The 25,772-nt window shown below is 73.9% G+C and carries 23 protein-coding genes; 10 read left to right on the forward strand and 13 right to left on the reverse strand.

Annotation, left to right across the window (positions count from 1 at the left end; all coding sequences use genetic code 11):
• The first annotated feature begins 9 nt into the window (after positions 1–9).
• Complete coding sequence (locus tag ACI79R_RS17890) at positions 10–1,272, forward strand: multidrug effflux MFS transporter (RefSeq protein WP_456575007.1); 1,263 nt, start codon at positions 10–12, stop codon at positions 1,270–1,272.
• 12 nt (positions 1,273–1,284) lie between these two features.
• On the opposite strand, the gene ACI79R_RS17895 is transcribed toward ACI79R_RS17890, so the two are convergent.
• From ACI79R_RS17895 to ACI79R_RS17910, 4 genes are read right to left on the reverse strand one after another with little or no spacing between them, the layout of a single operon-like run.
• Complete coding sequence (locus ACI79R_RS17895) at positions 1,285–2,139, reverse strand: mycofactocin-coupled SDR family oxidoreductase (protein ID WP_456575008.1); 855 nt, start codon at positions 2,137–2,139, stop codon at positions 1,285–1,287.
• A gap of 45 nt (positions 2,140–2,184) precedes the next feature.
• On the reverse strand, positions 2,185–2,982 hold the full coding sequence (locus tag ACI79R_RS17900; RefSeq protein WP_456575009.1) for a FadR/GntR family transcriptional regulator: 798 nt from the start codon (positions 2,980–2,982) through the stop codon (positions 2,185–2,187).
• Positions 2,979–3,953 carry an alpha/beta hydrolase gene (locus tag ACI79R_RS17905; RefSeq protein WP_456575010.1) on the reverse strand — a complete coding sequence of 325 codons (975 nt, stop codon included), beginning with the start codon at positions 3,951–3,953 and terminating at the stop codon, positions 2,979–2,981. Before ACI79R_RS17905 ends, ACI79R_RS17900 begins: the two co-directional genes overlap by 4 nt.
• The gene (locus ACI79R_RS17910; RefSeq protein ID WP_456575011.1) at positions 3,950–5,494 is read right to left on the reverse strand and encodes a flavin-containing monooxygenase; all 1,545 of its coding nucleotides are present in this window, start codon (positions 5,492–5,494) and stop codon (positions 3,950–3,952) included. Before ACI79R_RS17910 ends, ACI79R_RS17905 begins: the two co-directional genes overlap by 4 nt.
• A 484-nt stretch (positions 5,495–5,978) precedes the next feature.
• On the opposite strand from ACI79R_RS17910, the gene ACI79R_RS17915 reads away from it, so the two are divergent.
• The 6 genes from ACI79R_RS17915 (at position 5,979) to ACI79R_RS17940 (ending at position 12,182) form a co-directional block, all read left to right on the forward strand.
• Positions 5,979–7,064, forward strand: a complete 1,086-nt coding sequence (locus ACI79R_RS17915; RefSeq protein WP_456575012.1) for an ABC transporter substrate-binding protein — start codon at positions 5,979–5,981, stop codon at positions 7,062–7,064.
• An 86-nt stretch (positions 7,065–7,150) separates the two neighbouring features.
• The gene (locus ACI79R_RS17920) at positions 7,151–8,026 is read left to right on the forward strand and encodes a branched-chain amino acid ABC transporter permease (RefSeq protein WP_456575013.1); all 876 of its coding nucleotides are present in this window, start codon (positions 7,151–7,153) and stop codon (positions 8,024–8,026) included.
• A complete protein-coding gene (locus ACI79R_RS17925) occupies positions 8,013–9,113 on the forward strand; it encodes a branched-chain amino acid ABC transporter permease (RefSeq protein ID WP_456575014.1) in 1,101 nt (366 codons plus the stop codon). Before ACI79R_RS17920 ends, ACI79R_RS17925 begins: the two co-directional genes overlap by 14 nt.
• Positions 9,097–9,840, forward strand: a complete 744-nt coding sequence (locus ACI79R_RS17930) for an ABC transporter ATP-binding protein (RefSeq protein ID WP_456575015.1) — start codon at positions 9,097–9,099, stop codon at positions 9,838–9,840. The genes ACI79R_RS17925 and ACI79R_RS17930 overlap by 17 nt, the downstream gene beginning before the upstream one ends.
• 1 nt (position 9,841) lies before the next feature.
• The gene (locus ACI79R_RS17935; protein WP_456575016.1) at positions 9,842–10,579 is read left to right on the forward strand and encodes an ABC transporter ATP-binding protein; all 738 of its coding nucleotides are present in this window, start codon (positions 9,842–9,844) and stop codon (positions 10,577–10,579) included.
• The gene (locus ACI79R_RS17940) at positions 10,572–12,182 is read left to right on the forward strand and encodes a flavin-containing monooxygenase (RefSeq protein ID WP_456575017.1); all 1,611 of its coding nucleotides are present in this window, start codon (positions 10,572–10,574) and stop codon (positions 12,180–12,182) included. Before ACI79R_RS17935 ends, ACI79R_RS17940 begins: the two co-directional genes overlap by 8 nt.
• A 10-nt stretch (positions 12,183–12,192) precedes the next feature.
• Here ACI79R_RS17940 and lhgO read toward each other — a convergent pair whose 3' ends face one another.
• On the reverse strand, positions 12,193–13,386 hold the full coding sequence (lhgO, locus tag ACI79R_RS17945; RefSeq protein ID WP_456575018.1) for an L-2-hydroxyglutarate oxidase: 1,194 nt from the start codon (positions 13,384–13,386) through the stop codon (positions 12,193–12,195).
• A gap of 101 nt (positions 13,387–13,487) precedes the next feature.
• Here lhgO and ACI79R_RS17950 point away from each other — a divergent pair, with 101 nt between their 5' ends.
• Positions 13,488–14,894, forward strand: coding sequence for a serine hydrolase domain-containing protein (locus ACI79R_RS17950; RefSeq protein WP_456575019.1), 1,407 nt, complete (start codon positions 13,488–13,490; stop codon positions 14,892–14,894).
• Here ACI79R_RS17950 and ACI79R_RS17955 read toward each other — a convergent pair.
• Both ACI79R_RS17955 and ACI79R_RS17960 read right to left on the reverse strand, forming a co-directional pair.
• On the reverse strand, positions 14,805–15,686 hold the full coding sequence (locus tag ACI79R_RS17955; RefSeq protein ID WP_456575020.1) for a DUF817 domain-containing protein: 882 nt from the start codon (positions 15,684–15,686) through the stop codon (positions 14,805–14,807). The two genes, ACI79R_RS17950 and ACI79R_RS17955, sit on opposite strands and share 90 nt — an antisense overlap.
• 375 nt (positions 15,687–16,061) lie before the next feature.
• Positions 16,062–17,030, reverse strand: a complete 969-nt coding sequence (locus ACI79R_RS17960; protein ID WP_456575021.1) for a D-cysteine desulfhydrase family protein — start codon at positions 17,028–17,030, stop codon at positions 16,062–16,064.
• Between the two features lie 143 nt (positions 17,031–17,173).
• On the opposite strand from ACI79R_RS17960, the gene ACI79R_RS17965 reads away from it, so the two are divergent.
• The gene (locus tag ACI79R_RS17965; protein ID WP_456575022.1) at positions 17,174–17,401 is read left to right on the forward strand and encodes a hypothetical protein; all 228 of its coding nucleotides are present in this window, start codon (positions 17,174–17,176) and stop codon (positions 17,399–17,401) included.
• 171 nt (positions 17,402–17,572) lie between these two features.
• On the opposite strand, the gene ACI79R_RS17970 is transcribed toward ACI79R_RS17965, so the two are convergent.
• The 4 genes from ACI79R_RS17970 to ACI79R_RS17985 form a co-directional block, all read right to left on the reverse strand.
• Positions 17,573–20,449, reverse strand: coding sequence for a vitamin B12-dependent ribonucleotide reductase (locus ACI79R_RS17970; protein ID WP_456575023.1), 2,877 nt, complete (start codon positions 20,447–20,449; stop codon positions 17,573–17,575).
• A gap of 126 nt (positions 20,450–20,575) precedes the next feature.
• Positions 20,576–21,121, reverse strand: a complete 546-nt coding sequence (nrdR, locus tag ACI79R_RS17975; RefSeq protein ID WP_456575024.1) for a transcriptional regulator NrdR — start codon at positions 21,119–21,121, stop codon at positions 20,576–20,578.
• Positions 21,122–21,534: 413 nt separating this feature from the next.
• Entirely contained in the window at positions 21,535–22,233 is a 699-nt protein-coding gene (locus ACI79R_RS17980; protein WP_456575025.1) for a hypothetical protein, read from the reverse strand.
• Positions 22,234–22,361: 128 nt separating this feature from the next.
• Positions 22,362–22,904 (reverse strand): LysM peptidoglycan-binding domain-containing protein, encoded by a 543-nt coding sequence (locus ACI79R_RS17985; protein ID WP_456575026.1) that lies wholly within the window; start codon positions 22,902–22,904, stop codon positions 22,362–22,364.
• A 236-nt stretch (positions 22,905–23,140) separates the two neighbouring features.
• Here ACI79R_RS17985 and lexA point away from each other — a divergent pair, with 236 nt between their 5' ends.
• Positions 23,141–23,920, forward strand: coding sequence for a transcriptional repressor LexA (lexA, locus tag ACI79R_RS17990; RefSeq protein WP_456575027.1), 780 nt, complete (start codon positions 23,141–23,143; stop codon positions 23,918–23,920).
• 69 nt (positions 23,921–23,989) lie between these two features.
• Here the strand turns inward: lexA and ACI79R_RS17995 are convergent, their stop codons facing one another.
• The gene (locus ACI79R_RS17995) at positions 23,990–25,048 is read right to left on the reverse strand and encodes a hypothetical protein (protein WP_456575028.1); all 1,059 of its coding nucleotides are present in this window, start codon (positions 25,046–25,048) and stop codon (positions 23,990–23,992) included.
• Positions 25,020–25,766 (reverse strand): phosphatase PAP2 family protein, encoded by a 747-nt coding sequence (locus ACI79R_RS18000; protein ID WP_456575029.1) that lies wholly within the window; start codon positions 25,764–25,766, stop codon positions 25,020–25,022. The genes ACI79R_RS17995 and ACI79R_RS18000 overlap by 29 nt, the downstream gene beginning before the upstream one ends.
• Between the last annotated feature and the right edge of the window lie 6 nt (positions 25,767–25,772).

A 25,772-nucleotide genomic window follows, 5' to 3' on the forward strand; every position in this document is an offset into this window, starting at 1 on the left:
GGCCGCGCCATGAGCACACGGCGCGCGCTCGTGGTCCTGGGGCTGCTCGAGGTCTTCGGGCCGATCTCGATGGACCTGTACATGCCGGCACTGCCCGAGCTCGCCCGTGACCTGGGCACCAGCGACAGCCTGGCGCAGACCACGATGTCGGCCTGCATGCTCGGGCTGGCCCTGGGCCAGCTGGTGGCCGGGCCGCTCAGCGACCGGCTGGGCCGGCGCCGCCCGCTGATGGTCGGCATCGCGCTGTTCACCGTGCTGTCCCTCGCCTGCGCCGCCGCGCCGTCGATCGAGGTGCTGGTCGCGGCCCGCTTCCTCCAGGGGGTGACCGGGTCGGCGGGGATCGTCATCACCCTCGCCGTCGCCCGCGACCTCGCGTCCGGCGCCGAGCTCGCCCGGCTGCTGTCGCTGCTGACCCTGGTCAGCGCCGTGGCGCCGATCCTCGCGCCGGTGGCGGGCGGCCAGCTCGCGGCGGTCACCTCCTGGCGCGGGATCTTCGTCGTCCTCGCCGGCATCGGGCTGGCCCTGCTGCTGGTCGCGGGCACGCTGCTGCGGGAGACGCTCCCGCCGGACCAGCGGCACGCGGGCGGGCGCGCCGAGCTGCGCGCGGCCTTCGGCGCGGTGCTGCGGGACCGGCTGTTCCTCGTGCTGCTGGCGGTCGCCTCGCTCGGCGGCGTCGCCTTCTTCTCCTACCTGGCCTCGATCAGCTTCGTGCTGCAGGAGCAGTTCGCCACCAGCCCCCAGCTGTTCAGCCTCTTCTTCGCGGCCAACTCGGTGCTGTGGGTGCTGGGCAGCCAGCTCAACCGGGCGGTGGTGCGGCGGGCCGGGCCCGCGCGGATGTACGTCGTCGGCACGACCGCCGCGGCCGTCTCCTCCCTGGCGCTGCTGGGCGCGGTGCTCGCCGACCTGGGGATGGCGGCCTTCCTCGCCGCCCTCGGGCTCTACCTGTTCACCTCGGGGATCAGCAACCCCAACAGCTCGACGCTGGCGCTCAGCGACCACGGCGCGCACGCCGGCACCGCGGCCGCGCTGTTCGGCACCGCCACCTTCGCGGTGGGCCCGCTGGTCGCGCCACTGGTCTCCCTCGGCGGGGCGACGGCGCTGTCGATGGGGCTCACGCTCGCCGTCGCCACCACCACCGGCGCCGTGCTGGTGTGGGTGCTCGCCCGGCCGCGGCTCGCCCGCCGGGCAGCCGCGGTACCACCGGGCGCCGCGCCGGACACCGGGCTGGACGTCGGGCTCGGCATCGTCCCGGAAGCCGCGCCGCAGCGGTGAGCGGCGACCCCGCTACAGGTGCCGCGCGCTGATGCCCGCGGAGACCTCGAGCACGTGCCCGTTGACGTGCGCGGCCTCCTCCGAGGCGAGGAAGGCCGCGGCCTCGGCGACCTCCCGCGGGTCCAGCCAGCTGACGCCCATGGGGTTGAGCGAGGCGTAGCGCGGCCGGACCTGCTCGGTGGTGGGGTCGGCGATGTCCGGGGCGAACAGCCGGTACATCGGCTCGTTGTGCACCATCGGGGTGTCGACCGTGGTCGGGCAGACGACGTTGGCGGTCACCCCGCTGCCGCCCAGCTCCAGCGCCAGCGACTTCACCAGGTTCACCACGCCGGCCTTGGCCGCCGAGTAGTGCGCCAGGTGCGCCGCGCCGCCCCGGCCCGACATCGACGCCGTCGCGATGCAGCGTCCCCAGCCCTGCGCCACCAGGTGCGGCACCGTGGCCCGCAGGGTCTTGAAGACGCCGGTCAGGTTGATGCCGAGCATCTCGTCCCAGACGTCGTCGGTGAGCTCGGCGAAGGCCCCGAAGCTGCAGATGCCGGCGTTGGCGACCACCACGTCGAGGCGCCCGAGCTCGGCCAGCGTGCGGGCCACCGCGTCCTCGACCTCCGCGGTACTGCGGACGTCGGCCTGCACGGCCAGGCACCGGCGCCCGGTCTTCTCGACCAGCTCGCGGGTGGTCTCCAGGTCGTCGGGGGTGGGCATCTCGTAGGTCGTCGAGGTCACCGGGGCGGCGATGTCGAGGACGACGACGTCGGCCCCCCGCTCGGCCAGGGTGACCGCGTGCGCCCGGCCCTGGCCGCGGGCGCCGCCGGTGACGAGGGCGACCCGGCCCGCCAGGCCGGTCGAGGAACGGAAGGGCTCGGACAACGTCGTCTCCTGGGGGTGGAAGGGACCGGCCGCGCGGCCGGCGGGCTAGAGGCGGCGGCGCTCGGCGCGGGCGACGTTCGCCGCGTGGAGCAGGCTGGCCCGGACCGGGACGCTCGTGCTGGCCCCGTCGGCGAACTGGCTGGGGTCGAAGTGCGCCGCCGCCTCGGCGACGGCGAGGTCGGCCGCGCCGTCGGCGATCAGCCGAGTGAGCCGGCGGTGCACCGCGAGCCCCTGCTCGCGGTACTCGCGGTCGGGGAAGGTGCCGGCCCGGGTGGTCGACTCGGCCCACTGCTGCACGTGCGCCAGCCAGATGGCCTCCAGCGCGCCGACGGTCACCTGCAGGCTCTGGTTGCCGCACTGCTCGGCGAGCAGCCGGTGGAAGTCGGCGGTCTGGTCCACGTAGGCGATCGGGTCGTCCAGCACGGCGGCGGCCAGGTCGTTGCTGTGCTCCAGCGCCGGCACCACGGTCTCCAGCCGGTCGGGCCGGTCGGCGCACAGCCCGGCGCACATGCTCTCCAGCCGCTGGAGCGCCTCGGCGACGTCCTCGATCTGCACCGACCGGGACTCCAGCACCAGCGCCATCATGTAGCCGGAGTGCCGGTCGCTCGGCCGGTGGATGAAGGCCCCGCCCTGGCTGCCGCGGCGCACGGTGATCAGGCCCTCGGACTCCAGGATGCCCAGCGCCTCCCGGAGCGCGGGCCGGCTGACGCCCAGCTCGGCCAGGAGGACGTCCTGACCGGGCAGCATGTCGGTCAGCTCGCCGTCGAGGACCCGCTTGCGCAGCAGGTCGGCGACCATGGCCGACACCTTCGGTTGTCTCAACTGCTCGTGCGGCGCGGTCATCCCGTGCCACTCTGCCCCTCGCCCGGCGAGCGGCGCAGGAACGGAGCCAGCCACTCGTCGGAGTCCCGGACGGCGCGGCGGGCCAGCGCCGACCCCGGGGCGAGGGAGCTGAAGCCGTGCGGGGCACCCGAGTACATGTGCAGATCGGTCGGCACCCCGGCGTGCAGCAGCCGGCCGGCGTACTCCACGCACTCGTCGACGAACCCGTCGACCGACCCCACCAATACCAGGGCCGGCGGCAGGCCGCGCAGGTCGACGGCGCGCGCGGCGGCGGCGTAGGGCTGGACGTCGGGGTACCCGGCCCGGCCCGCGAGGTAGGCACCCCAGCCGAAGCGGTTCGCCGACCGCGGCCACACCGGCGCGTCCTCCCACATGCTGGAGGGGGTGCACAGCCGGTCGTCGAGCATCGGGTGCAGGAGGTACTGGAAGGCGATCGCCGGCCCGCCGAGGTCCCGCGCCCGCAGCGCCAGGCCGGCGGCCAGGCCGGCGCCCGCGCTGGACCCGCCGATGCCGATCCGCCCGGGGTCGACGCCGAGCTCGGCGGCGGACGCGACCACCCACGACAGCCCGGCGAGGCAGTCGTCCAGCGGCGCCGGGTAGGGGTGCTCGGGCGCCAGCCGGTACTCGACGGAGACGGCGACGCAGTCGAGGAGCGCGCACCAGCGGTCCAGGTCCGCGGCGTTGGCCTGCGCGTTGCCCATCACGTACCCGCCGCCGTGCATCCAGTAGAGGCAGGCGCGGCCCGGGCGCGGCTGCGCCGGCGCGTGCACGTGCAGCACGACGTCCGGGTCGCCGGGCACCACGTGCCGGCTGCGCACGACGCCCGGCGCCGCCGGCGGCACCGGCGCCGCCACCCGCACGGTGGGCAGGTCGGCCTCGTTGAGGCCGCTGAGGTCCCGCGGCCACTGCGCCAGCGCGGCGGCCACCTCGGCGTCCACCACCCCGGGGAGCCGGTCGGCCACGGTGGTCACGCGCTCCCCCGGCGGCCGCCGGACTCCCGCTGCATGGCCAGTGCGACCCACGGCATCAGCTTGCTGCGCGTCAGGTAGGAGATCTGGCCGGTCGGCCACTGGGTGACGTTGCGGCCGCTCGGCGCCAGGAAGTAGTTGTGGCAGTTGCCGAGGATGGCCGAGAAGCGGGCGTCGTTGCCGCGGTCGACCCACCGGACGAAGCGCTCCATGGCCTCCGGCCGGGTGTCGACCCGGGTGACACCGCGCTGCAGCCGCCGGGCCACGGTCACCACGAGTTCGGCCTGCCGCTCGTGCTGGGCGATGATCGAGCCGCCGCCGTTGGTGTTGGGGCCGTAGAGCATGAAGAAGTTGGGGAACCCGGGCACCGTGATGCCGAGGAAGGCCTTCGGGTCCCCCGCCCACGCCTCGCGCAGCGAGACGCCGTCCGGTCCGACGACCTCCAGGCTCGCGAGGTAGTCCGCGGCCCGGAAGCCGATCGCCGCCACGACGACGTCGACCTCCCGTTCGACGCCGTCGGCGTCGACGATGCCGGTGCGCGTCAGCCGGGTCACCGCCCGGGGCACCAGCGTGACGTCGGGCCGGGTCAGCGCCGGGTAGAAGTTCGAGTCCCGGACCAGCCGCTTGCAGCCGACCGGATAGGTCGGGGTGACCAGCCGGCGCAGCTCCAAATCGGGGATCTGGGCCTCGATGTGGTCCAGGCACATCCGGGTCAGCCGCTGGTGCCGGCGGCTGCCGACCTGCCGGTCGCCGAGGGTCTGCACGTGCTTGACGAAGCCGTGCCAGCGGGTGACCTTGCGCCGGACCAGCTGCATGTTCCGCCGGCGCTGCTCCTCGGTGTAGTCCTCCTCGGGCTTCGGGACGATCCAGCCCGGTTCCCGCTGGAACACGTACAGGTGCCCGGCGACCCCGGCCAGGGCCGGCACGATCTGCGCCGACGAGCTGCCCGTGCCGATGACGGCCACCCGCTTGCCGGCCAGGTCGACGTCGTGCCGCCACCGGGCGCTGTGGAACAGCACGCCCTCGAACTCGTCCATCCCCGGCCAGCGCGGCTCGTTCGGGACGTTGAGCAGGCCTACGCAGCTGACCAGCAGCTCGAACTCCTGCTCCTCCCCGCCCGCGGTCACCACGTAGACCGACCGGTCCTCGTCCCAGACCGCCCGCTCCACGCGGGTGGAGAAGCGGAACCGGTCGCGGAGGCCGAAGTGGTCGATCGTGTCCTCGCAGTACTGCTGCAGCTCCGGCTGCCGGCCGTAGGAGCGCGACCAGTCGTAGGGCATGAAGGAGAACGAGTAGACGTTCGACGGCACGTCGACGGCGGCGCCCGGATAGGTGTTGTCCCACCACGTGCCGCCCGGACCCGCCGACTGCTCGAAGACGGTGACGTCGGAGAAGCCCGCCTGGTGCAGCTTGACCGCCGCGGCGATGCCCCCCAGCCCGGCGCCCACCACGGCCACGCGTACCCGGCGGCCCCGCGCAGCGCGTGGTCGCGCCGCCGGCGCCGTCCGGCCGGCCGTGCCGGTGCCGTGTCTGGTCATCGTCATCTCGGGCTCCTCAGGGGTGACCGCTGGGACCGGGCGTCGCGGCCGGCCGTCCTGCCCGCGGGGGCGGCCGGCACCGGCGACGTGGGCCGCGCCCCGGCAGCGGCGAGGTGCAGCCGCGGGGCGCCGGGGGCCGTCGGCCCATGCCGGGGGAAGCTAGCAGCGGCATCTTCTAAAAGATAGATTCTTTGTTCAGAACGACCCGAACAGCCCGCTGACCTGCGGTTTCGATGTCGGCGAGGTCCGCGACACGCCCGGGACGACGGAAAACGGCCCGAACAAGTGCTTGTCCGGCGCGATCCGGGAGCCCTATGGTCCGCGCCAGTCAATGGGGACTCGGGAGGACGTCATGCGACGTGCACCACATCGAAGGGCCACGTACCGGACCGCTGCGGGCCTGGCCGCCATCTCTCTCACCGTCGCCGCCTGTGGCAGCGCGTCGGGCGAGACGTCCGGGGGCGGGGGCGACGGGATCGACCGGTCGCTGGTGCTCGCCTCCATCGAGCCGATGACCGGCTCGAACGTGCTCACCCAGTACATCAACGGGGTCCGGATGGCCGTCGACGACATCAACGCCGACGGCGGCATCAACGGCCACGAGATCATCCTCAAGGAGTACGACAGCGGGCTGGACGCGCAGAAGTCCGTGTCCGCCGCCCGGCTGGCGGTGTCCGAGGGCGCCGACGTGGTCATCGGGATGCCGTCGACCATCGAGAACAACGCCGCCGCGCCGATCATCCAGCGGGCGGGGATCGTCTACCTCAACGCCGGGGTCTCCACGCCCATCGCGACCGACGAGGCGCTGGCCGGCGACATGACCTACCGGATCATGACCCCGGCTCCGGAGCTCATCTACGCCAACAGCCAGTACGTGATCGACGAGCTCCAGCCCCAGAGCATCGCCATGATGGGCCTGGGCATCGACTACGGCGCCAACGCGCTGCCCCAGTTCCGCGACCTCTTCGAGGAGGCGGGCATCGAGATCGTGGCGGAGAACCTCTACCCGTTCGACACCCGGGACCTCACCAACGAGATCCTCTCGGCGCGGGGCGCCGACGCCATCCTGGACTGGAGCTACCCGAACCAGATGGCGCTCGGCATCCGCACCGCCGTGCAGAACGACCTCGCCGGGATCCCCTACATCGGCGGGCCGTCGTCGTCGATCGTGAACTCCCGTGAGCTGGTGCCGCCGGACCAGCAGCAGAACCTGGTCGGCGTCCAGTCCTGCGACCCGAACTCCGACGAGCGCGAGCACGTCCGCGAGTGGGCCCAGCGGTACCAGGAGACCTACGACGAGGTCCCCGACTACGCCTCGCCCTCGATGTACGACGCCGTCTTCCTGCTCAAGGCGGCGATCGAGGAGGCCGGCTCGCTCGACCACCGGGCCATCGCCGACGCGATCGAGTCGATCACCTTCGACGAGAACACGATGTGCGCGACGTCCTACAGCGTCGACGACCGCCGGCAGCTCAGCCACGAGGCCGTGGTCATGACCTTCCCCGGCGGCGTGCCGACCCAGGTGCGGCGGTTCACGGCCGAGGACCTCGAGGGCAACGGGCTGGTCCAGCCCTAGCCGGCCCGGGCCCCCGCCTGCCCTACCCGCTCCGGGGTCCGGGGTGGAGGAACCCTCCACCCCGGGCCCCGACCGAAGGGATCTCCGTGGACAGATTCGTCGCTCTCACCTTCAGCGGGCTGGCCCTGGGCGCCATCTACACGCTGGTCGCGCTGGGCATCCTGATCATGTTCAAGGCCACCGGGGTGGTGAACGCCGCCCAGTTCGGCCTCGTCTCCCTCGGCGGCTACCTCGGCTTCTGGGCCTTCGCCCAGCTGGGCCTCGGCATGCCGCTGGCCTACCTGATCACCCTGGCCGGCATGGCCGTGGTCGGCCTGGTCATGGAGCGGCTGGCCTACGCACCGCTGCGCAGCCGGCCACCGGACACCGTCCTGCTCTCCACGCTGGCCGGCGGCTTCGCCCTCGTCGGGCTGGTGGTGCTGTGGCAGGGCGCCGAGCCGCGCAGCCTGCCCAGCCCGTTCGGCTTCGGGACGACGCGCATCCTCGGCGCGCCGATCCCGAACCACTCGCTGTTCGTCATCGGCACCACGCTCCTGGCGGTGCTGCTCCTGGCGCTGCTGTTCAACCGGACCCAGTTCGGCCGGCAGGTCCGCGCCCTGGCCTCCGACCGCGACACCGCCCGGCTGCAGGGCATCGCCGTGAACCGGCTGTCGCTGATCACCTTCGCCCTCGCCAGCGCCATGGCCGGGCTGGCCGGCCTGATGCTCGGCCCGTTCACCAGCCTCACCCCGAACATGGGCTTCACGCCGATGCTGTTCGCCTTCGGGGCGGCGATCATCGGCGGCTTCGGCCGGCTCGGCGGCGTCGTCGCCGGCTCGCTGGTGCTCGGCCTCTTCGGCCAGCTGGGCGGCGGCTACATCTCCAACAACATGCGCGAGGCGTTCCCGTTCATCGCGATCCTGCTGATCATCGCCCTGCGTCCGGAAGGCCTGTTCAAGGAGGAGTCCCGTGTCCGCCTCTGAGGTGCCGACCGCGGAGGTGCCCTCCGGGACCGCGCCCCCGCCCGTCTCCGCCGCCCGCCCGGCGGGCACGCCGCCCCGGCAGCTGGCGCGGTTCCTGGCCGGCCGGCTGCCCGCCTACGGCCCGCCGGTCTACCGGCGCCGGTACTTCAGCCAGGTCGTCGTCTTCACCCTGGTGCTGGTCGCGCTCGGCGGCATGTGGAGCGAGGACGTCTACCGGCTCGGCGTGCTGACCGCCGCGCTGATCTCCGCGGTCGCCGCCGTCGGGCTGTACTTCGCCTACTCGCTCGGCGGGCTGTTCGCCTTCTCGCAGGGCGCGTTCATGGGGATCGGCGCCTACGTCAGCGCCCAGGTGGCCGCCGAGGCCGGCTTCGTCGTGGGGTTCGTCTCCGCGGTCGTCGTCTCCTTCGTCGTCGCGCTGCTCCTGGGCGTGGTGCTGCGCAAGGCCCGGCACCTGTACTTCGCCGTCGGGGCGATGGCCTTCGCCGAGATCATGGTGCTGCTCTTCCGGAACTGGACGCCGCTGTCCGGGGAGGTCGAGTCCGGCGCCCTCTACGGCCTCGAGGTGCCCTCCGTGGCCGGCGTCGAGTTCTTCACGGGCCAGGAGGTCTTCTGGTTCACGCTGACCGTCACGGTCGTGGTCCTGCTCGTCTGCGCGCTCGTCGAGCGGTCCCCCGCCCGCCGCAACGCGCTGGCGACCAAGCAGATCCCCGCGGTGGCCGAGTCCAACGGCGTGCCGATCTACGGCGTGGCGATCGTGCTGTTCGGATTCGGGTCGGCGCTGGCCGGGGTGGCCGGCAGCCTGACCGCGCACACCATCGGCTCCATCACGCCGGACGCGTTCACCGTCGGCGTCGCGATCAACCTCTACCTGATGATCCTGCTCGGCGGGCTGCGCTCCATGTGGGGCGCGGTGGTCGGGGCGTTCTTCGTGATCTGGCTGCCCGAGCTGCTCCGTCCGGTGCAGGAGTACCAGACGGTGATCTTCTCGCTGCTCCTGCTGGCCACCATCGTCGTGCTGCCCCAGGGCATCGTCGGCACGCTCGGCGACCTCACCCGGAAGGCGGTGCGGCGTGCTCGAGGCCACTGACATCACGGTCCGCTACGGCGGCGTGGTCGCCGTCGACGGCGTCTCGCTGCAGGTCCGCCGCAACGAGGTGCTCGGCATCGTCGGCCCGAACGGCTCGGGCAAGAGCACGCTGCTCAACGCGCTCAGCGGGCTGACCCCCGCGACGGGGCAGCTGACCATCGGCGACCGGAGGATCCGGCTGGGCAGCCCCCGGCGGGTCCGGCGGGAGGGCCTGCTGCGGACGTTCCAGACGCCGCAGGTGTTCACCGAGCTCTCCTGCATCGAGAACGTCATGCTCAGCGCGCCGCAGTCGTGGAGCGGGCTGGGCGCGGCGGTGCTCGGGCGTCCGCTCATGTGGCGGCAGGAGCGCACCCGCATCGAGGACGCGCACGCCGCGCTCGAGGAGGTGGGGCTGGCCCACCTGGCGGCCCGCTCGGCCGAGGGGCTGGCCTACGGGCAGAGCCGGCACCTGGAGATCGCCCGGGCGATCGCGAACCGGCCCTCGATCCTGGCCATGGACGAGCCCTCCGCCGGCCTGAACCAGGTGGAGACCGCCGCGCTGGCCCGGCTCATCCGGTCCTTCGCCGCGCGCGGCATCACCATCCTCATCGTCGACCACAAGATCGACTTCCTCCGTGAGCTGTGCGACCGGATGTCGGTCCTGCAGCTCGGCCGGGTGATCGCCGAGGGCGCTCCCGACGAGGTCTTCACCGACCCGGCCGTCGTCGACGCCTACCTGGGGGTGTGAGGTGCTCGAGATCGAGTCGCTGGTCGTCACCTACGAGGGCACGCAGGCGGTGCGCGACGTCGGCATGACCGTCGACGCCGGAGCGGCCGTCGCCCTGCTCGGGCCCAACGGCGCCGGCAAGACCTCGACGCTGAAGGCGATCTCCGGCCTGGTGCCCTACCGGGGCCGGATCCGCTTCGACGGCGTCGACCTGGCGAAGCTGACCGTCGAGAAGATCGCCCGGGCCGGGCTGGTCCACGTGCCCGAGGGACGGCGGGTGTTCGCGCCCCTCACCGTGCACGAGAACCTGCTGGTCGGGATGACCGCCCGGGGCGGACGGGACGGCGGCTACTCCCTCGACGACGTCTACGACCTGCTGCCGGCGCTGGTGCCGCTGCGCAAGCGGGCCGGCTGGGCGCTGTCCGGAGGCGAGCAGCAGATGGTCGCGCTCGGTCGCGGGTTGGTGGCCGCCCCCCGGCTGCTCCTCCTCGACGAGCCCTCCCTCGGGCTCGCCCCGATCGTCGTCAAGGCCGTCTTCGGCGCGCTCGAGGAGGTCATCCGGCGCACCCCGGTGCTGCTGGTCGAGCAGAACTCGGTGGCCGCCCTGTCGGTCTGCCAGCAGGCGTCGGTGCTGGTGAAGGGCGAGGTCGTGCTGTCGGGGACGGCGGCGGAGATGGGCAACCGGGAGAACCTCATCGACAGCTACCTGGGGCAGAGCGCGCTGGACCACGCGCCGTCGACCGACACCGCCGATGGCTGAGCCGGCGCCCGAGACCGTCGACGTCCTCGTCGTCGGCGCCGGGTTCGCCGGCCTCTACGCCCTGCACCGGTCGCGGCAGGCCGGGCTGACGGCGGTCGCGGTCGAGGCCGGGGACGACGTCGGCGGCACCTGGTACTGGAACCGCTACCCCGGCGCGCGGTGCGACGTGGAGAGCGTCGACTACTCCTACTCCTTCGACGAGGACCTGCAGCGGGAGTGGCGGTGGACCGAGCGCTACGCCGCCCAGCCGGAGATCCACGCCTACGCCCGGCACGTCGCCGACCGCTTCGGCCTGCGCCCGCACCTGCGGCTGGGCCAGCGGGTGACCGCCGCGGTCTTCGACGACGCCACCTCGACCTGGACGCTGTCGACCGACAGCGGCACCCGCTACCGCGCACCGTTCGTCCTGCTGGCCACCGGGAGCCTCTCGGCGCCGAACCGGCCGGACATCCCGGGCGCCGACTCCTTCGCCGGCGAGGTGGTGTTCACCGCCCAGTGGCCCGAGGAGGGGGTGTCGGTCGAGGGCAAGCGGGTCGGCGTCATCGGCACCGGCTCCTCGGGCATCCAGTCGATCCCGATCCTCGCCGAGTCCGCCCGCAGCCTCACGGTCTTCCAGCGCTCGGCCAACTACAGCATCCCGGCGCCGAACCGGCCGCTGACCGACGAGGACCACGCCCGGATCCAGGCCGAGTACCCGCAGCGCCGCGCCTTCACCAGGACCAGTTCCTCGGGCAGCCCGTACGAGCCGTATCCGAAGCGGGCGACGGAGATCGACGAGGACGAGCGGGCCGCCGCCTTCGAGGCGCGGTGGCGGCTGGGCGGGGTGCAGTTCGCCAAGACCTTCCCCGACCAGTCCGTCGACCCGGTGGTCAACGACATGGCGCGGGAGTTCGTCGAGGCGCGGATCCGGGCGGTCGTGCACGACCCCCGGGTCGCCGACGACCTGATCCCGGACGACCACCCCATCGGGACCAAGCGCATCTGCACCGACACCGGCTACTTCGAGACGTTCAACCGGGACGACGTCCGGCTGGTGAACCTGCGCCGCGAGCCGTTCGTGGAGATCACCCCCACCGGCGTGCGGACGACGGCGGCCACCTACGACCTCGACGTGCTGGTCTACGCGACCGGGTTCGACGCCATGACCGGCGCGGTCACCCGCATCGACGTGGTCGGGCCGCGCGGCGACCGGATCGCCGACACGTGGGCCGACGGCCCGCTCACCTACCTCGGCGTCGGCGTGCCCGGCTTCCCGAACCTGTTCCCCGTCACCGGGCCGGGCAGCCCCTCGGTGCTGGCCAACATGATCCTGGCCGCGGAGCAGCAGGTGGACTGGCTGCTGGACCTCGTCACGTACTGCCGCGCGCACGGGATCGACCAGGTCGAGGCCCGGCGCGACGCCGCGGAGACCTGGACCCGGCACGTGGACGACGCCGCGCACCAGACCCTGTTCGTGCAGGCCCGCTCCTGGTACCTGGGCGCCAACATCGAGGGCAAGAAGCGGGTGTTCATGCCCTACATCGGCGGCTTCGGCACCTACCGGCGGATCTGCGACGAGGTCGGCGCCGACGGCTACCGGGGGTTCGTGCTCACCTCCGGGTGAGCACGAACGCTCACGCGAGCACCTGCTCGGCCACGTGCTCCCCGATCGCCAGGGACGACGTCGCCGCCGGTGACGGCGCGTTCCGCACCGTCACCACCGGGCCGAGCCGGTGGATGCGGAAGTCGTCGACCAGCGAGCCGTCGCGGTCCACGGCCTGCGCGCGCACACCGGCCGGCGCCGGCTCGACGTCGTCGTCGGAGAGCGCGGGCACGAACTCGCGGGCGGCGGCGAGGAAGACCCGGCGGGACAGCGAGCCGCGGAACTCGGCCACGCCCATCCGCCAGTGCTGCCGCGCCAGCGGCCGCATGCCCGGCCAGCGCAGGATCTCCAGCAGGTCGGCGACGCGGACGTCGCGCCGCCGGTAGCCCTCCCGCGCGAAGGCGAGCACCGCGTTGGGGCCGACGTCGACCCCGCCGCCCACCCGGCGGGTGAAGTGCACGCCGAGGAACGGGTACCGCGGATCGGGCACCGGGTAGATCAGCCCGCGGACCAGCGACTCCCGCCCGGGCACCAGCCGCAGGTACTCGCCGCGGAACGGCACGATCGCGGGGCCCGCCTCGTCGCCGGCCAGCCGGGACACCCGGTCGCTGTGCAGCCCGGCGCAGACCACGAGGCGGTCGAACGGCAGGGCCTCCACCCCGTCGGTGACCACCACTCCCCCGCCGGCCTGCCGCAGGACGGCGGTGACCTCGAAGCCCAGCCGCACCTCGTGCCCCTGCCGGCGCAGGTCCCCGGCCATCGCGCGGGCGACGCCGCGGAAGTCGACGATCGCGGTGTGCGGGGAGTGCAGCGCCGCCACCCCCGCCGCCTCCGGCTCGACCTCGCGGAGCTCGGCGGCGGTCAGCCGGCGCAGCCCGGGCACCCGGTTGCCGGTGGCGCGGCGCTCGATACCGGCCAGCGCCGGCAGCTCGTCGTCCCGCCGGGCCACGACCACCTTGCCGCACTCCTCGTAGGGCAGGCCGTGCTCGGCGCAGAACTCCTGGAGCAGCACCCGGCCGCGGGTGCACAGCCGCGCCTTGAGCGAGCCGGGCGGGTAGTAGAGCCCGGCGTGCACGACGCCGCTGTTGTGCCCGGTCTGGTGGACGGCGACGTCGTCCTCCTTGTCGACGACGACCACGCGGGCGTCGGGCCGCAGCTGCGCCAGCCGCCGGGCCACGGCCAGCCCGACGATGCCGGCGCCGACGACGCCGATGCGCTCCCCCATGTGTGCTCCTCCCGCGCGGACCAGCCGATCCTGCCCGACGGCCGCCGGGTGCTCCGCGCCTACGCTCCCCCGGTCCGCGCCCGCCGTCCCGGGGAGCCTCCGTGACCGCCACCCAGACCCTCCGCGCCGCCACCGGCTACCTGCGGTCGTGGCTCGAGGCGCAGGCCGCGCACTTCCGCGTGCCGGGGGTGCAGGTGGCGCTCCGGTACGGGGACGAGCTGGTGCTCTCGGCGGCCATCGGCGTCGCCGACGTCGGCACCGGCGCCCCGCTGACGACCACCCACCTGTTCCGCGTCGCCTCGCACGCCAAGACGTTCACCGCGACCGCCGTCCTGCAGCTGGTGGAGGCCGGCCGGCTGCGGCTGGACGACCCGATCGGCCGGCACGTGCCCGAGCTGGCCGGCAGCCCGGTCGCCCCCGTCACGATCCGCGAGCTGCTCGGCCACCAGGGCGGGGTCTCGCGCGACGGCAGCCGCGCCGACCACTGGCAGCTGGCCGCGCCCTTCCCCGACCGCGCCGCCGTGCTGGCCGAGGTGCTGGCGGCCGGCCCGGTGTCGCGGCGCAACGAGCGCTTCGGCTACTCCAACCTCGGCTACGCCCTGGTCGGGATGGCGATCGAGGCGGTCACCGGCACCACCTACGCCGAGCACCTGCGCGCGGCGGTGCTCGAGCCGCTCGGGCTGGCGCGGACCGATCCCGACCTCGACCCCGCCCGCGAGCACGCCACCGGCTCCACCGGGCTGCTGCTCGGCGAGGACCGGCGGGAGCCGATCGCCCCGGTGCCCACCGGAGCGCTGGCCGCGGCGACCGGCTTCTCCTCGACCGCGGAGGACCTCGCCGTCTTCGGTGCGGCGCACCAGCTGGGCGACGAGCGGCTGCTGAGCGACGACAGCAAGCGCATCATGCAGCGGCTGGAGTCGGTGGTGGCGCCCTACGGCCGCGAGGTGGGCCGGTACGGGGTCGGCATGGGGCTGTGGACGGTGGGCGACCGGCACCTCGTCGGGCACAGCGGCGGGTTCCCCGGGCACAGCACGCTCACCGTGGTCGACCCCGCCGGCCGGCTGGTGGTCAGCGTGCTGACCAACGCGATCGACGGGCCGGCCGAGCAGCTGGCGGTGGGGCTGGTGCAGCTGGTCGACGTCGTGCTGGCGCCGCGGGCCGAGGTGCCGCCGCCACCGGTGGACGCCCCGCCGCTGTCGACCTTCACCGGCCGGTTCGCCAGCCTCTGGGGCGTGCTGGACGTCGCCGAGCTGGGCGGCCGGCTGGTCATGCTGCGGCCCACGGCGCCCGAGCCGCTGCCCACGGTCGAGGAGCTGCAGGTGGTGGACGCGACGACGCTGCGCCCCGCCCCGCAGCCGGGCTTCGGCCCGGCCGGTGAGCCGGTGGAGCTCGAGCGGGACGGCGACGGGCGGGTCAGGTCACTGCGGTGGGGCGGGGTGACCTGCTGGCCGGTCGAGGAGTTCCGCCGCCGGCGGCGCGACCTGGTGCGGGCGCCCGGCGGTCTCTGACGCCGGGTCGTACCCGCGCAGCACGGTGCGGTGGGCGGAGCTGCCGTACAGCCGGCCCTCGGTGGCCTTGACCGCGGCGACCAGCACGATGCTCACCACCACGAGCAGCGACCAGGAGCCGAGCTTCGCGGCGTGCACGAGGGTCCAGACCGACTCCTGCGACGGGTACTGCCAGGCCCGCAGGAAGGTGGCGGCGTTCTCGGCGACCCAGAGGAAGAAGCCGATGAGGACGAAGGACAGCGCCAGCGGCATCGCGTACCGGCGGGCGCCGACGGTGTAGTGCACCCAGGCGCGCCGGGTGACCACCAGCAGCGCCGCGGCGAGCACCAGCCGGACGTCGGCCACGACGTGGGAGGTGAAGAAGTTGAGGTACACCAGCGCCGCCACGCCCGCCGTCGCCCAGGGCCGGTAGCCGGTGATCCGCAGGTCGAGCCGCCGCCAGGCCTGGCACACGTAGCTGCCGACGGCGGCGTACATGAAGCCGCTGTAGAGCGGCACCCCGCCGACGGCGAACGTGCCGGTGTCGGGGTAGGACCACGAGCCCTGGGCCACCTTGAACAGCTCGAGCACCAGCCCCACGAGGTGGAAGCCGAAGACGACGGCGACCTCGCGGCCGGTCTCCCAGCGGAGCAGCCACAGCACCAGCGTGACGCCCAGGCACCAGAGCAGGAGCGCGTCGGCGGGATCGACCGGCAGCGGCACGACCCGCACCAGCGCCAGGCCGGCGAAGAACAGGACGGCGAACAGGCAGCACTGCGCCTCGATCCACCCGAACCGCAGGAGCTGTCGCATCGGGAGGAGGCTATGCGGCCGATCCGCTCACCCGGCCGGGGACACGGCCCCCACGACGACGAGCACCGCCGTCGCCGAGCAGTACCGCGGGGGCATCCTGCGGCGGTCCGGGGTACCCGTCATGCCCACTTGTGGCCCCTGCGAGCAGAGCGCGCGTGCGTGTGCACCATCCCGATCACCTCCTCCCGCGAGCCGGACCGTCCGGGACGGTCGTCGTGGCGCCATCGGGCAGATGGAGCACGGCGGTTCCCCCGGCCGGTGAGGCCGACCGGTGTTCCCTGCGCCGACGATAGGGAGGCGCTCCGCGTCCGGTGAGGGTCGGAGGGCCCTCCCCTCACGCGGCTCCGGGACACCGCCGAGCGCCGCGGCGCCGCATCAGCCGAGCATGGCCTCCGCGCGACCGATCGCTGCCGCCGAGCCGAAGAGACCGGGCAGGCCACCCGAGTGCAGGAACACCGTGCGCTCGCCGGGCTGTACGTCCCCGGCGGCGACGGCGTCGACCAGTCCGGCCAGGGCGCGTCCGGTGTAGACCGGGTCGAGCACGACCCCCTCGCACCGGGCGGCGGTGGCCAGCGCGGCGACGACGGGCTCCGGCAGCGTTCCGTAGCCCTCCCCGACCTGGTCCAGCCGCACCCGGAGGTCGCCGGGATCGCACGGGACACCGGTCAGGTCCCCCACCAGGTCCGCGACGGTCCGCGCGGGGTCGGCGACCGCGCCGACGTGCACGCCCAGCACCCGGTCGGTCCCCAGACCGGCGACCAGACCGGCCATCGTGCCGCCCGAGCCCAGCGCGGTGACCACCGTGCGCAGGTCCGGCGCCTGCGCCAGCAGTTCTGCCGCGCACTCCCGGTAGCCGCGGGCGCCGACGGCGCTCGACCCGCCGAAGGGGATGACGGCGGGCGTGCGGCCGGCGCGGACGAGGTCGGCGGCGACCTCCTCGGCGGCGGCGGACAGCCCGGCGGGGTCGACCTCCCCCGCCCAGACGACGCGGACGCCGAGCAACCCGTCGAGCGCCAGGTTGCCCGACGAGGCCGCCCCGGCCTGACCCCGGAGCACGAGGACGACGTCCAGCCCGAGCCGCGCGCCGGCGGCCGCGCTCAGGCGGGCGTGGTTGCTCTGCGCCGCACCGGTCGTGATCAGGACGTCGGCGCCGTCGTCCAGAGCCGCGCCGACGAGCCACTCCAGCTTGCGGACCTTGTTGCCCCCGCCCCCGAGGCCCACCAGGTCGTCGCGCTTGAGCCACAGGTCGCCCTCGGCCAGCCCGACCGCGCGGGCCAGCCGCGGCGCGGGTTCCAGCGGCGTGGGCCAGGTCGCGAGCGTCACCCGGCGCTGTTCCGAGGTCATGCGGTGATCATGCACCGCGGTGCTGCCACGGCTCCGGCCCGGACACTGCCTGGACGGCCCGGCACTCGCCCCGCGCGGACACGATCGGATGACGACGCACCGCTCCGCCGCGTCACCGGCGACGACGCGGGTACCGCCCCGGCATGCGCGACGGAACCCGACGCCGGGGCGGCAGCATCGTGGGCACCCTGCTCGTCATCTGGCTGATCATCGGCGCCTTCGCGGCGTACCAGCGCGGCTACTTCAGCAGCGCCGACACCAATTGCGCGGCGGTCAGCACCACCGTCGTGACGATCGTGGCCGGGCCGTTGAACTACCTCGGTGTCAACCCACAGGTCGACTGCCCCGAGGTGCCGCAGCCGAGCCAGTAGCCCGGCCCGCTCACCCACGCACGAGGCGGGTGACGCCGGCCCCGGCCCCGCGGCACGCGTGCTGCTGTTGGCCCCGCCCCGACCGCCGGACGCCACCGGCCCGGCCCCGAAGGGACCGGGCCGGTGGCGACCTCAGCGGTCAGCTCGCGCTGCTGACCGGAGCTGCTCCGATCAGCTGCAGCCGCTGGTCGAGCCGCAGCCCTCGCAGACGTAGCAGCTGCCGGCCGGGCGCATCTTCGTGCCGCAGGTCATGCACAGCGGCGCGTCGGTGGCGGTACCGGTGACCAGCTCGAGCAGCTCGGCCGAGGAGTGCGCCTCCTTGACCGACTTCTTCTCCTGGGCCTCGGGCTTGGCCGGGGCCTCGGTCGGCACCGAGCCGCGCAGCGCCTCGACGTCGACCTCCTCCTCCTCGGTGACGGCCGCGGTGGAGGCCGGGGTGTCGTAGCCCGACACCTGCGCCGCCCGCTCCTCGGCGCTGAAGATGCCGAGGTTGGCCCGCTTGTCCACCGGCAGGTGGTCCAGCGCCAGGCGACGGAAGATGTAGTCCATCACCGACTGGGCGATGCGGATGTCCGGGTCGTCGGTCATGCCGGCCGGCTCGAAGCGCATGTTGGTGAACTTCTGGATGTAGGTCTCCAGCGGCACACCGTGCTGCAGCGCGATCGAGATGCCGATCGAGAAGGCGTCCATGACACCGGCCAGGGTCGAGCCCTGCTTGCCCAGCTTGAGGAAGACCTCGCCGAGGCTGCCGTCCTCGTACATGCCGGCGGTCATGTAGCCCTCGGCACCGGCGACGCTGAACGACGTCGTCATGCTGGTCCGCTTCTTCGGCAGCCGCTTGCGCACCGGGTGCGACATCGTGGCGACCGGGGCGACCGCCTCGGTCTTGGCCTCGGCCTTCTTCGCCCCGTTCTTGGACGAGTGGGCGTCGGACAGCGGCTGGCCGACCTTGCAGTTGTCGCGGTAGATCGCCAGCGCCTTGAGGCCGAGCTTCCAGCCCTGGAAGTAGATGTTCTCGACGTCCTCGACCGTCGCCGTCTCCGGCATGTTGACCGTCTTGCTGATCGCGCCGGAGATGAACGGCTGCACCGCGGCCATCATGCGCACGTGGCCCATCGGGGAGATGGCCCGCTCGCCCATGGCGCAGTCGAAGACCTCGTAGTGCTCCGGGCGCAGGCTCGGCGCGTCGACGACGTGGCCGTGCTCGGAGATGTACTCGACGATCGCCTCGATCTGCTCGTCCTGGTAGCCGAGGCTCTTCAGGGCGCGCGGAACGGTCTGGTTGACGATCTGCATCGAGCCGCCGCCGACCAGCTTCTTGTACTTGACCAGCGAGAAGTCCGGCTCGATGCCGGTCGTGTCGCAGTCCATCATGAAGCCGATGGTCCCGGTGGGGGCCAGCACCGAGGCCTGGGCGTTGCGCCAGCCGTTGTCGGCGCCGATCTCCAGGCACTCCTGCCACTGGGCGGTGGCGGCCTTGAGCACGTCGGCGTCGTCGGCACCGACCGGGCGGATCGCGTCGTTGGCGGCGGCGTGCTTGCGCATGACGCGGGCGTGGGCGTCGGCGTTGCGGGCGTAGCCCTCGTAGGCGCCGACGATGCCGGCGAGCTCGGCCGACCGGCGGTAGGCGGTGCCGGTCATCAGCGAGGTGATCGCCGCGGCGAGGGTCTGACCGCCGCGCGAGTCGTAGGCGTGGCCGGTGGCCATGAGCAGCGCGCCCAGGTTGGCGTAGCCGATGCCCAGCTGGCGGTAGGCGCGGGTGGTCTCACCGATCGGGTCGGTCGGGAAGTCGGCGAAGCAGATGGAGATGTCCATCGCCGTGATGACCAGCTCGACGGCCTTCACGAAGTTCTTGGTGTCGAAGGTGCCGTCGTCCTTCAGGAACTTCATGAGGTTCAGCGACGCCAGGTTGCACGAGCTGTTGTCCAGGCTCATGTACTCCGAGCAGGGGTTGGACGCGTTGATCCGGCCTGTCTCGGGGTTGGTGTGCCAGTCGTTGATCGTGTCGTCGTACTGGATGCCGGGGTCGGCGCACTCCCAGGCGGCCTGGGTGACCTTGCGGAACAGGTCACGGGCGTCGACGGTCTCGATCACGGTGCCGTCGAGGCGGGCGCGCAGGCCGAAGTCCGTGCCGTCCTCCACCGCGCGCATGAACTCGTCGGAGACGCGCACGGAGTTGTTGGCGTTCTGGTACTGGACGCTGGTGATGTCCTTGCCGCCGAGGTCCATGTCGTACCCGGCGTCGCGCAGCGCGCGGATCTTGTCCTCCTCGCGCGCCTTGGTCTCGATGAACTCCTCGATGTCGGGGTGGTCGATGTCGAGGACGACCATCTTGGCCGCACGCCGGGTGGCCCCACCGGACTTGATGGTGCCGGCCGAGGCGTCGGCGCCGCGCATGAAGCTGACCGGGCCCGAGGCGGTGCCGCCGGAGGACAGCAGCTCCTTGGAGGAGCGGATGCGCGAGAGGTTCAGGCCGGCGCCGGAGCCGCCCTTGAAGATCAGCCCCTCCTCGCGGTACCAGTTGAGGATCGAGTCCATCGTGTCGTCGACGGCGAGGATGAAGCAGGCGCTGACCTGCTGCGGCGCGCTGGTGCCGACGTTGAACCACACGGGGCTGTTGAAGCTGAAGTACTGGTGCAGCAGCATCCAGGTCAGCTCGTGCTCGAAGACCTCGGCGTCGCCCTCGGTGGCGAAGTAGCCGTACTCCCGGCCGGCGGCGCCGTAGGTGAGCACCACCCGGTCGATGAGCTGACGCAGGCTGCTCTCCCGCTGGGGCGTGCCCACGGCGCCACGGAAGTACTTCGTCGTGACGATGTTGGTGGCGTTGATGCTCCACTCGGCGGGGAACTCGACGCCACGCTGCTCGAAGTTGATCGAGCCGTCCCGCCAGTTGGTCATGACGACGTCACGACGCTCCCAGGTCACCTCGTCGTACGGGTGCACCCCGGCGGTGGTGAAGACCCGCTTGACCTTCAGGCCCTTCCCCCGGGTCGGTGCCTTGGCGGCCCGACGCGTACGGCCTGACAAGCGGTCCTCTGTCTCGGTCACGGAGCTCTCCCTCGATGTGTGGTCCGGCGGCTGGGGAAGAGCCGCGTTCCGGTCCTGCTGTGTGTTCTACGGGGTGGTGCTGACAGTTCTGGGGTGGCCGGGGACCGACCAGGTGGTCGTCGTCGGTCAGCTGCCGTCGGGGGACGCCGCGCTGCGGCCCCCTCCCCGCCGGCGGGCGGCCGGCAGGGCGTCGGTCATGCCCGGCAGCGGCGGGGTGCCGCCGGTGAGGTGCCGGGCGCGGAGCTCGGTGATCTCCTTCTCGAAGTCCTCGATCGAGTCGAAGGCCCGGTAGACGCTGGCGAAGCGCAGGTAGGCGACCTCGTCGAGCTCCCGCAGCGGCCGCAGGATGGCCAGCCCGACCTCGTGGCTGGGCACCTCGGCCGCCCCGGTGGCGCGGATCGCGTCCTCGACCTGGGCGGCGAGCTGCTGGAGCTGGTCCTCGTCGACCGGCCGGCCCTGGCAGGCCCGGCGGACGCCGGCCACCACCTTGGACCGGTTGAACGGCTCGCTGACACCGCTGCGCTTGACGACCGCGAGCACCGCCTCCTCCACCGTGGTGAAGCGGCGCCCGCACGCGGGACACGACCGGCGGCGACGGGTGGTCGCCCCTTCGTCGGCCTCGCGCGAGTCGATGACCCGGCTGTCGGGGTTGTGGCAGAAGGGACACCGCACGGCGGTCCTCCCCCTCTCCCCGGACACCCGATGCCGGCGGACGCCGGCGCCTCCGGGAGCTCCCCCCTGTGGACCTCCCTGGGGACGACCGGTGGACGTCCGGGGGAGGGACTGGGGATGGCCTGTGGATGGCTTACATCGGTGCAACTACTAGATGTAGGGGAACCGTAGGCCGGACCCCACTAGATGTGCAAGCGCAGACACGCGGCAATCTGTTCCTCCCGGCGCGTCGGTACGCAACCGGTGACCGACACCCCAGCCGTCACAGCGACACGCCGCGACCGGCCCGCTCGCGCTGGAGAACCGGCCCGGGCGGGCGTATGGCGTGTCGCTCCCCCGGGCCCCGGGCAGCCTCCGGCGCCCGCCGCGGCAGCCGGTGGACGCCGGTCGCGGGCGGGGCCCCGATCGACCCGTCAGCCGGCGACGGCCACCCCGGCGGCCTCGTCACGACCCCACGGAGCGGTGTCCCCGAGACGGATCGGGCGGGTGAGCATGTCGACCGACGCCGGCTCCGCGGCGACGGCGGGGAGGACCCCGGTGTCGGCAGCGCGGTGCCGGCCACCGTGGGCCGGGGCGCGGTGACGGCCGGCCGCGTCGTCGCCGCAGCGGACGGCGGGGAACTCCGCGGTCAGGTCGGCACCGTGCCGGCGCCGCCGCTCGGCGCGTGGCGCGGGCTCCGACCCCGCCGGGGCGGACCGGCGGCCGGCCGGGCGGCCGTCGGCGGCCAGCAGCTCCCGGAGGGCGGCGCGGCTCATGACCACGGTCGCCGGGTGCAGCTCCTCGGCCCGGACAGCGGCCGACGGGGTCACGGGCGCGGCGACGACCACCGGGACATCCACCTGCGCGACCTCGACCTGCGGGGCCTCGACCCGGCGGGCATCGGTCGCCGAGGTCTCGGCCGCGGGCGGCTGCGGCAGCCGGACGGCGGTCAGGTCGATCCAGGACGTGCGTTCCACCCCGTCGACGACCGACCGCACCTGCGCCTGGGCGACGCCGCCCTCGTGCCGCCAGCCGAGCATGGAGCCCGGCCGCCAGGTGCCGGCCTCCTCGATCTCGACGTCGAACGACGATCGGGCGAAGGCCGCTGCTCGGCCGTCCTGGGTGTTCCGCACGTCGAGGACGCTAGGTCGCCGACCCCCAGGACCCGGCGCAGGACGGGGCGCGGAGGGTTGACGAAGATCAGCGACGAGGATTGTGGGTGTGTGGTCGTCCACACCCCGGGACGCCCGCCGACGGCCGGTCACGGCAGCTGGAGGACCTGGCCGGGCACGAGCACCGCGCCCTCGAGGTCGTTGAGCTCCTCGATCGCGTCGACGACGGCCCGCACGTCGGCCTCACCGCCGGACACCTCGGTCGCGATGGACCACACCGTGTCGCCCGGCTGGACGACGACGCTCTCCCCGCCGGCGAGCTCCAGACCGGCCCCCGCTCCGCCGCCGACCACCTCGGAGACCAGGACCGCCGCTCCCACGCCCGCGACGATGCCCAGCGCGGCCACCAGGCGGCGCCCGCGCCGGGTCAGCCGCAGCGGTGCCGGGCCCGCGGGTGCGGCGCACCCGCCGCGCACCGGCCGCGGCGCGCCGGCCAGGCGCACCGGGCGGCCACCCGGCCGGGCGGCGGGGCGGGCCGCCCCCGCGTCGACCTCCCGCCCGGCCGGCCGGGCGGGCACCGCCCGCACGACCGGCGGAGGCGGCAGGAGCCGGAGCGGGGGGCGGCCGGGAGCCGCCGGCACCGGGACCTCCACCGGCACCAGGGGGACCTGCTGACGCACGCTCGCCGCCACGGCTTCTCCTCGCTCCGCCCGGCACCCCGGGCACTCCCTCGATCGAACGCGCGTTCGATCGAACGTCCGTACGAAGTCCTACCGCATGCCGCCGACAGAAACGACCCGACACGGCCGGACTTCGAACGTGTGTTTGAAACCGGCGCCGCGAGGCGCTACCGTCCGACCGGGACCCGCGCCGGCGCAGCCGCCGGCGTCGACGACGGGCCGCGGGGTGCGGCCGGCGAGGAGGAGACGTGGCGGGCACGAGCAGTTCAGCGGGCGGTGACGGCTCCGGCCGGAGCGGCCGCGGGAGCGCGCCGGTGGCCGAGGCGGCGCCGTCCGCCCAGGTCCGCACCTTCCCCGACCGGGGCGAGGCCGGCGACGGGCTGACGCAGCGTCAGCGCCGCGTGCTGGAGGTCATCCGTGACTCGATCGAGCGCCGCGGCTACCCGCCGTCGGTCCGCGAGATCGGCGAGGCGGTCGGCCTCTCGTCGGCGTCCTCGGTCGCCCACCAGCTCACGGTGCTGCAGAAGAAGGGCTGGCTGCGGCGCGATCCCAACCGCCCGCGCGCCCTCGACGTCCGGCTGCCGGGCGAGCTGGCCGCCGCCGAGTCGGCCCCGGCCGCCGCACCGGCGCCCGCCGGGGAGGAGACCGGTTCCGCACCCACGTACGTGCCGCTGGTGGGCCGGATCGCCGCCGGTGGCCCGGTGCTCGCCGAGCAGGCCGTGGAGGACGTCTTCCCACTGCCGCGCGAGCTGGTCGGCGAGGGCACGCTCTTCATGCTCAAGGTCGCCGGCGACTCGATGGTCGAGGCCGCGATCTGCGACGGCGACTGGGTGGTCGTCCGCCAGCAGCCGACCGCCGAGAACGGCGAGATCGTCGCCGCCATGCTCGACGGCGAGGCCACGGTGAAGACCTACAAGCGCCGGGACGGGCACGTGTGGCTGCTGCCGCACAACCCCGCCTACGAGCCGATCCCCGGCGACGAGGCCACCATCCTGGGTCGCGTGGTCACGGTGCTGCGCCGCGTCTGACCCGCCTCGGCATCGCCCAGGGCCCCCGTCCGCCGTCGGCGACGGGGGCCCTGTCGTGGGCGGGTGGGGCTACTCCACCTTGCGCCGGCGCAGCTTGCCGCCCAGCCAGACGAGCAGGCCCGCCACGGCGGCAGCCGTGAGCGCGGCCGGCAGCGGGTTCACGCCGGACTCGCTGCCGGCGAGGGCGTCGGCCAGGGAGTCGTCCCCCGGTGCCGCGGCAGGGCTGTCGGCCGCGGGAACCGGGACGAGCACCAGGTCGCTGGGCAGCCCCTCGCTGGCCACGACCAGCCGGCCGTCGGGGGCCACGGAGATCGCCTCGCCCTGCGGGGAGGGCGGCAGCGCGACCCGCACCGGATCGGTCGCCAGGGCCGCGGCGACGTCGGAGCCGGACAGCGGCCAGACGTAGGCGTCGGTGTAGGTCCGCAGCGCCACCCAGCGCCCGTCCGCGGAGACCGCACCGCCGGTCACCATGAGCTGGCCGGCGCGCCCCACCGGCCCGCCGGCCGTCCCGGTGAGCATCAGCTCGACGGTGCCGACCCGCTCGAGGCCGACGACACCGTTCTCGACGAGGGAGGAGACCGGGCGGTAGACGCCGCTGGCGCCCAGGAACTCCTTGGTGACCACGTACGGGGTCCCGTCGGGGGCGAGCAGCAGCGCCTCGGCGTCGTGCGGCCCGTCGGGATAGGTCAGCCGGTGCACTCCGGCGGAGCCGTCCGGGCGGAGCGCGATCAGGGCGACGGTCGACCGGTTGCCGCGGTTGTCGCCGGTGTCGGCGATCCAGACGGTCCCGTCCGCGGCGACGGCCAGGTCCTCCGGGTCGTAGGGGTCCACGGCAGCGGTGTGCACGTCGACGACCTGGCAGCCGGCGTCGAGGGCGTAGACCTCGACCTGGCCGCCGCCGTCGTTCATCACCAGGACCGCGCCGCCGGTGCCGGCGACCAGCCCGGAGATCTCCCCCAGCCGGGGGTCGGTGATCTGGCACTGCGTCTGCGGCGCGGCGGCGCCGGTGGGGTCCTCGGCGGCCGCGGGCAGCGGAAAGCCGAGGGCGAGCACGGCGGTCAGGGCCGAGCCCGCCGCCAGACGCCGCCCCCGGGCGCCGCTACGCGGTGGGACGGCCTGTCCGGGCACCGACCCAGCGTGACAGCACGGCTGCGTCGAGTGCGTGAACCACGCCCAACAGCAGCAGGCCCACGCTGGCGCCGACCACCGCGTCGGTGACCCAGTGGAAGTCCAGCGAGACCATCGCGATCCCGGTGAGCACCGGGCCCACCACGCTCAGCAGCCAGAAGAGCCGCTGCACCCGCGGCGGCAGCCGGAACTGCACCACCTGCCAGCGCGCGATGCCCCACATGAGGACGGCGTTGGCCACGTGCCCGGAGGGGAACGAGGCGCCGTCCGGGTGGTGGAAGAAGTGGCCGGCGTAGCCCGGCGCCGTCCGCCCGATCCCCCACTTGAAGCCGTAGACCACGACCGTCAGCAGCGCCAGCCCGACGACCACGCGGACCAGCGGCAGCAGCGACCGGCGGCGCACCGCCAGCCAGGTCACCAGGCCGGCCAGGACGATGAGGATCGTGCCGCGTCCGCCAATCTGGGTGACCGCCCAGACCGGCCAGTAGCCGTCGGAGGTCCGCAGCCCCCAGCCGCCGACCACGTCGGAGACGCGCTCGTCCAGCGTCTCGAGGACGCCGCCGCGGAGCAGGTCGACGGTGACCCCGACGGTGACCAGCAGGGCCAGGCCCAGCAGCCACCACGGGGGCCGGCCGACCGAGGTCACCTGGTCGACGGCCGGAGCCTCCCCGCCTCCCGGCGGGGTGCCGGGATCGCGCCGCACCACGCCGCTCGTCACCGGCTC

The sequence above is a fragment of the Blastococcus sp. SYSU D00820 genome, assembly GCF_054050695.1.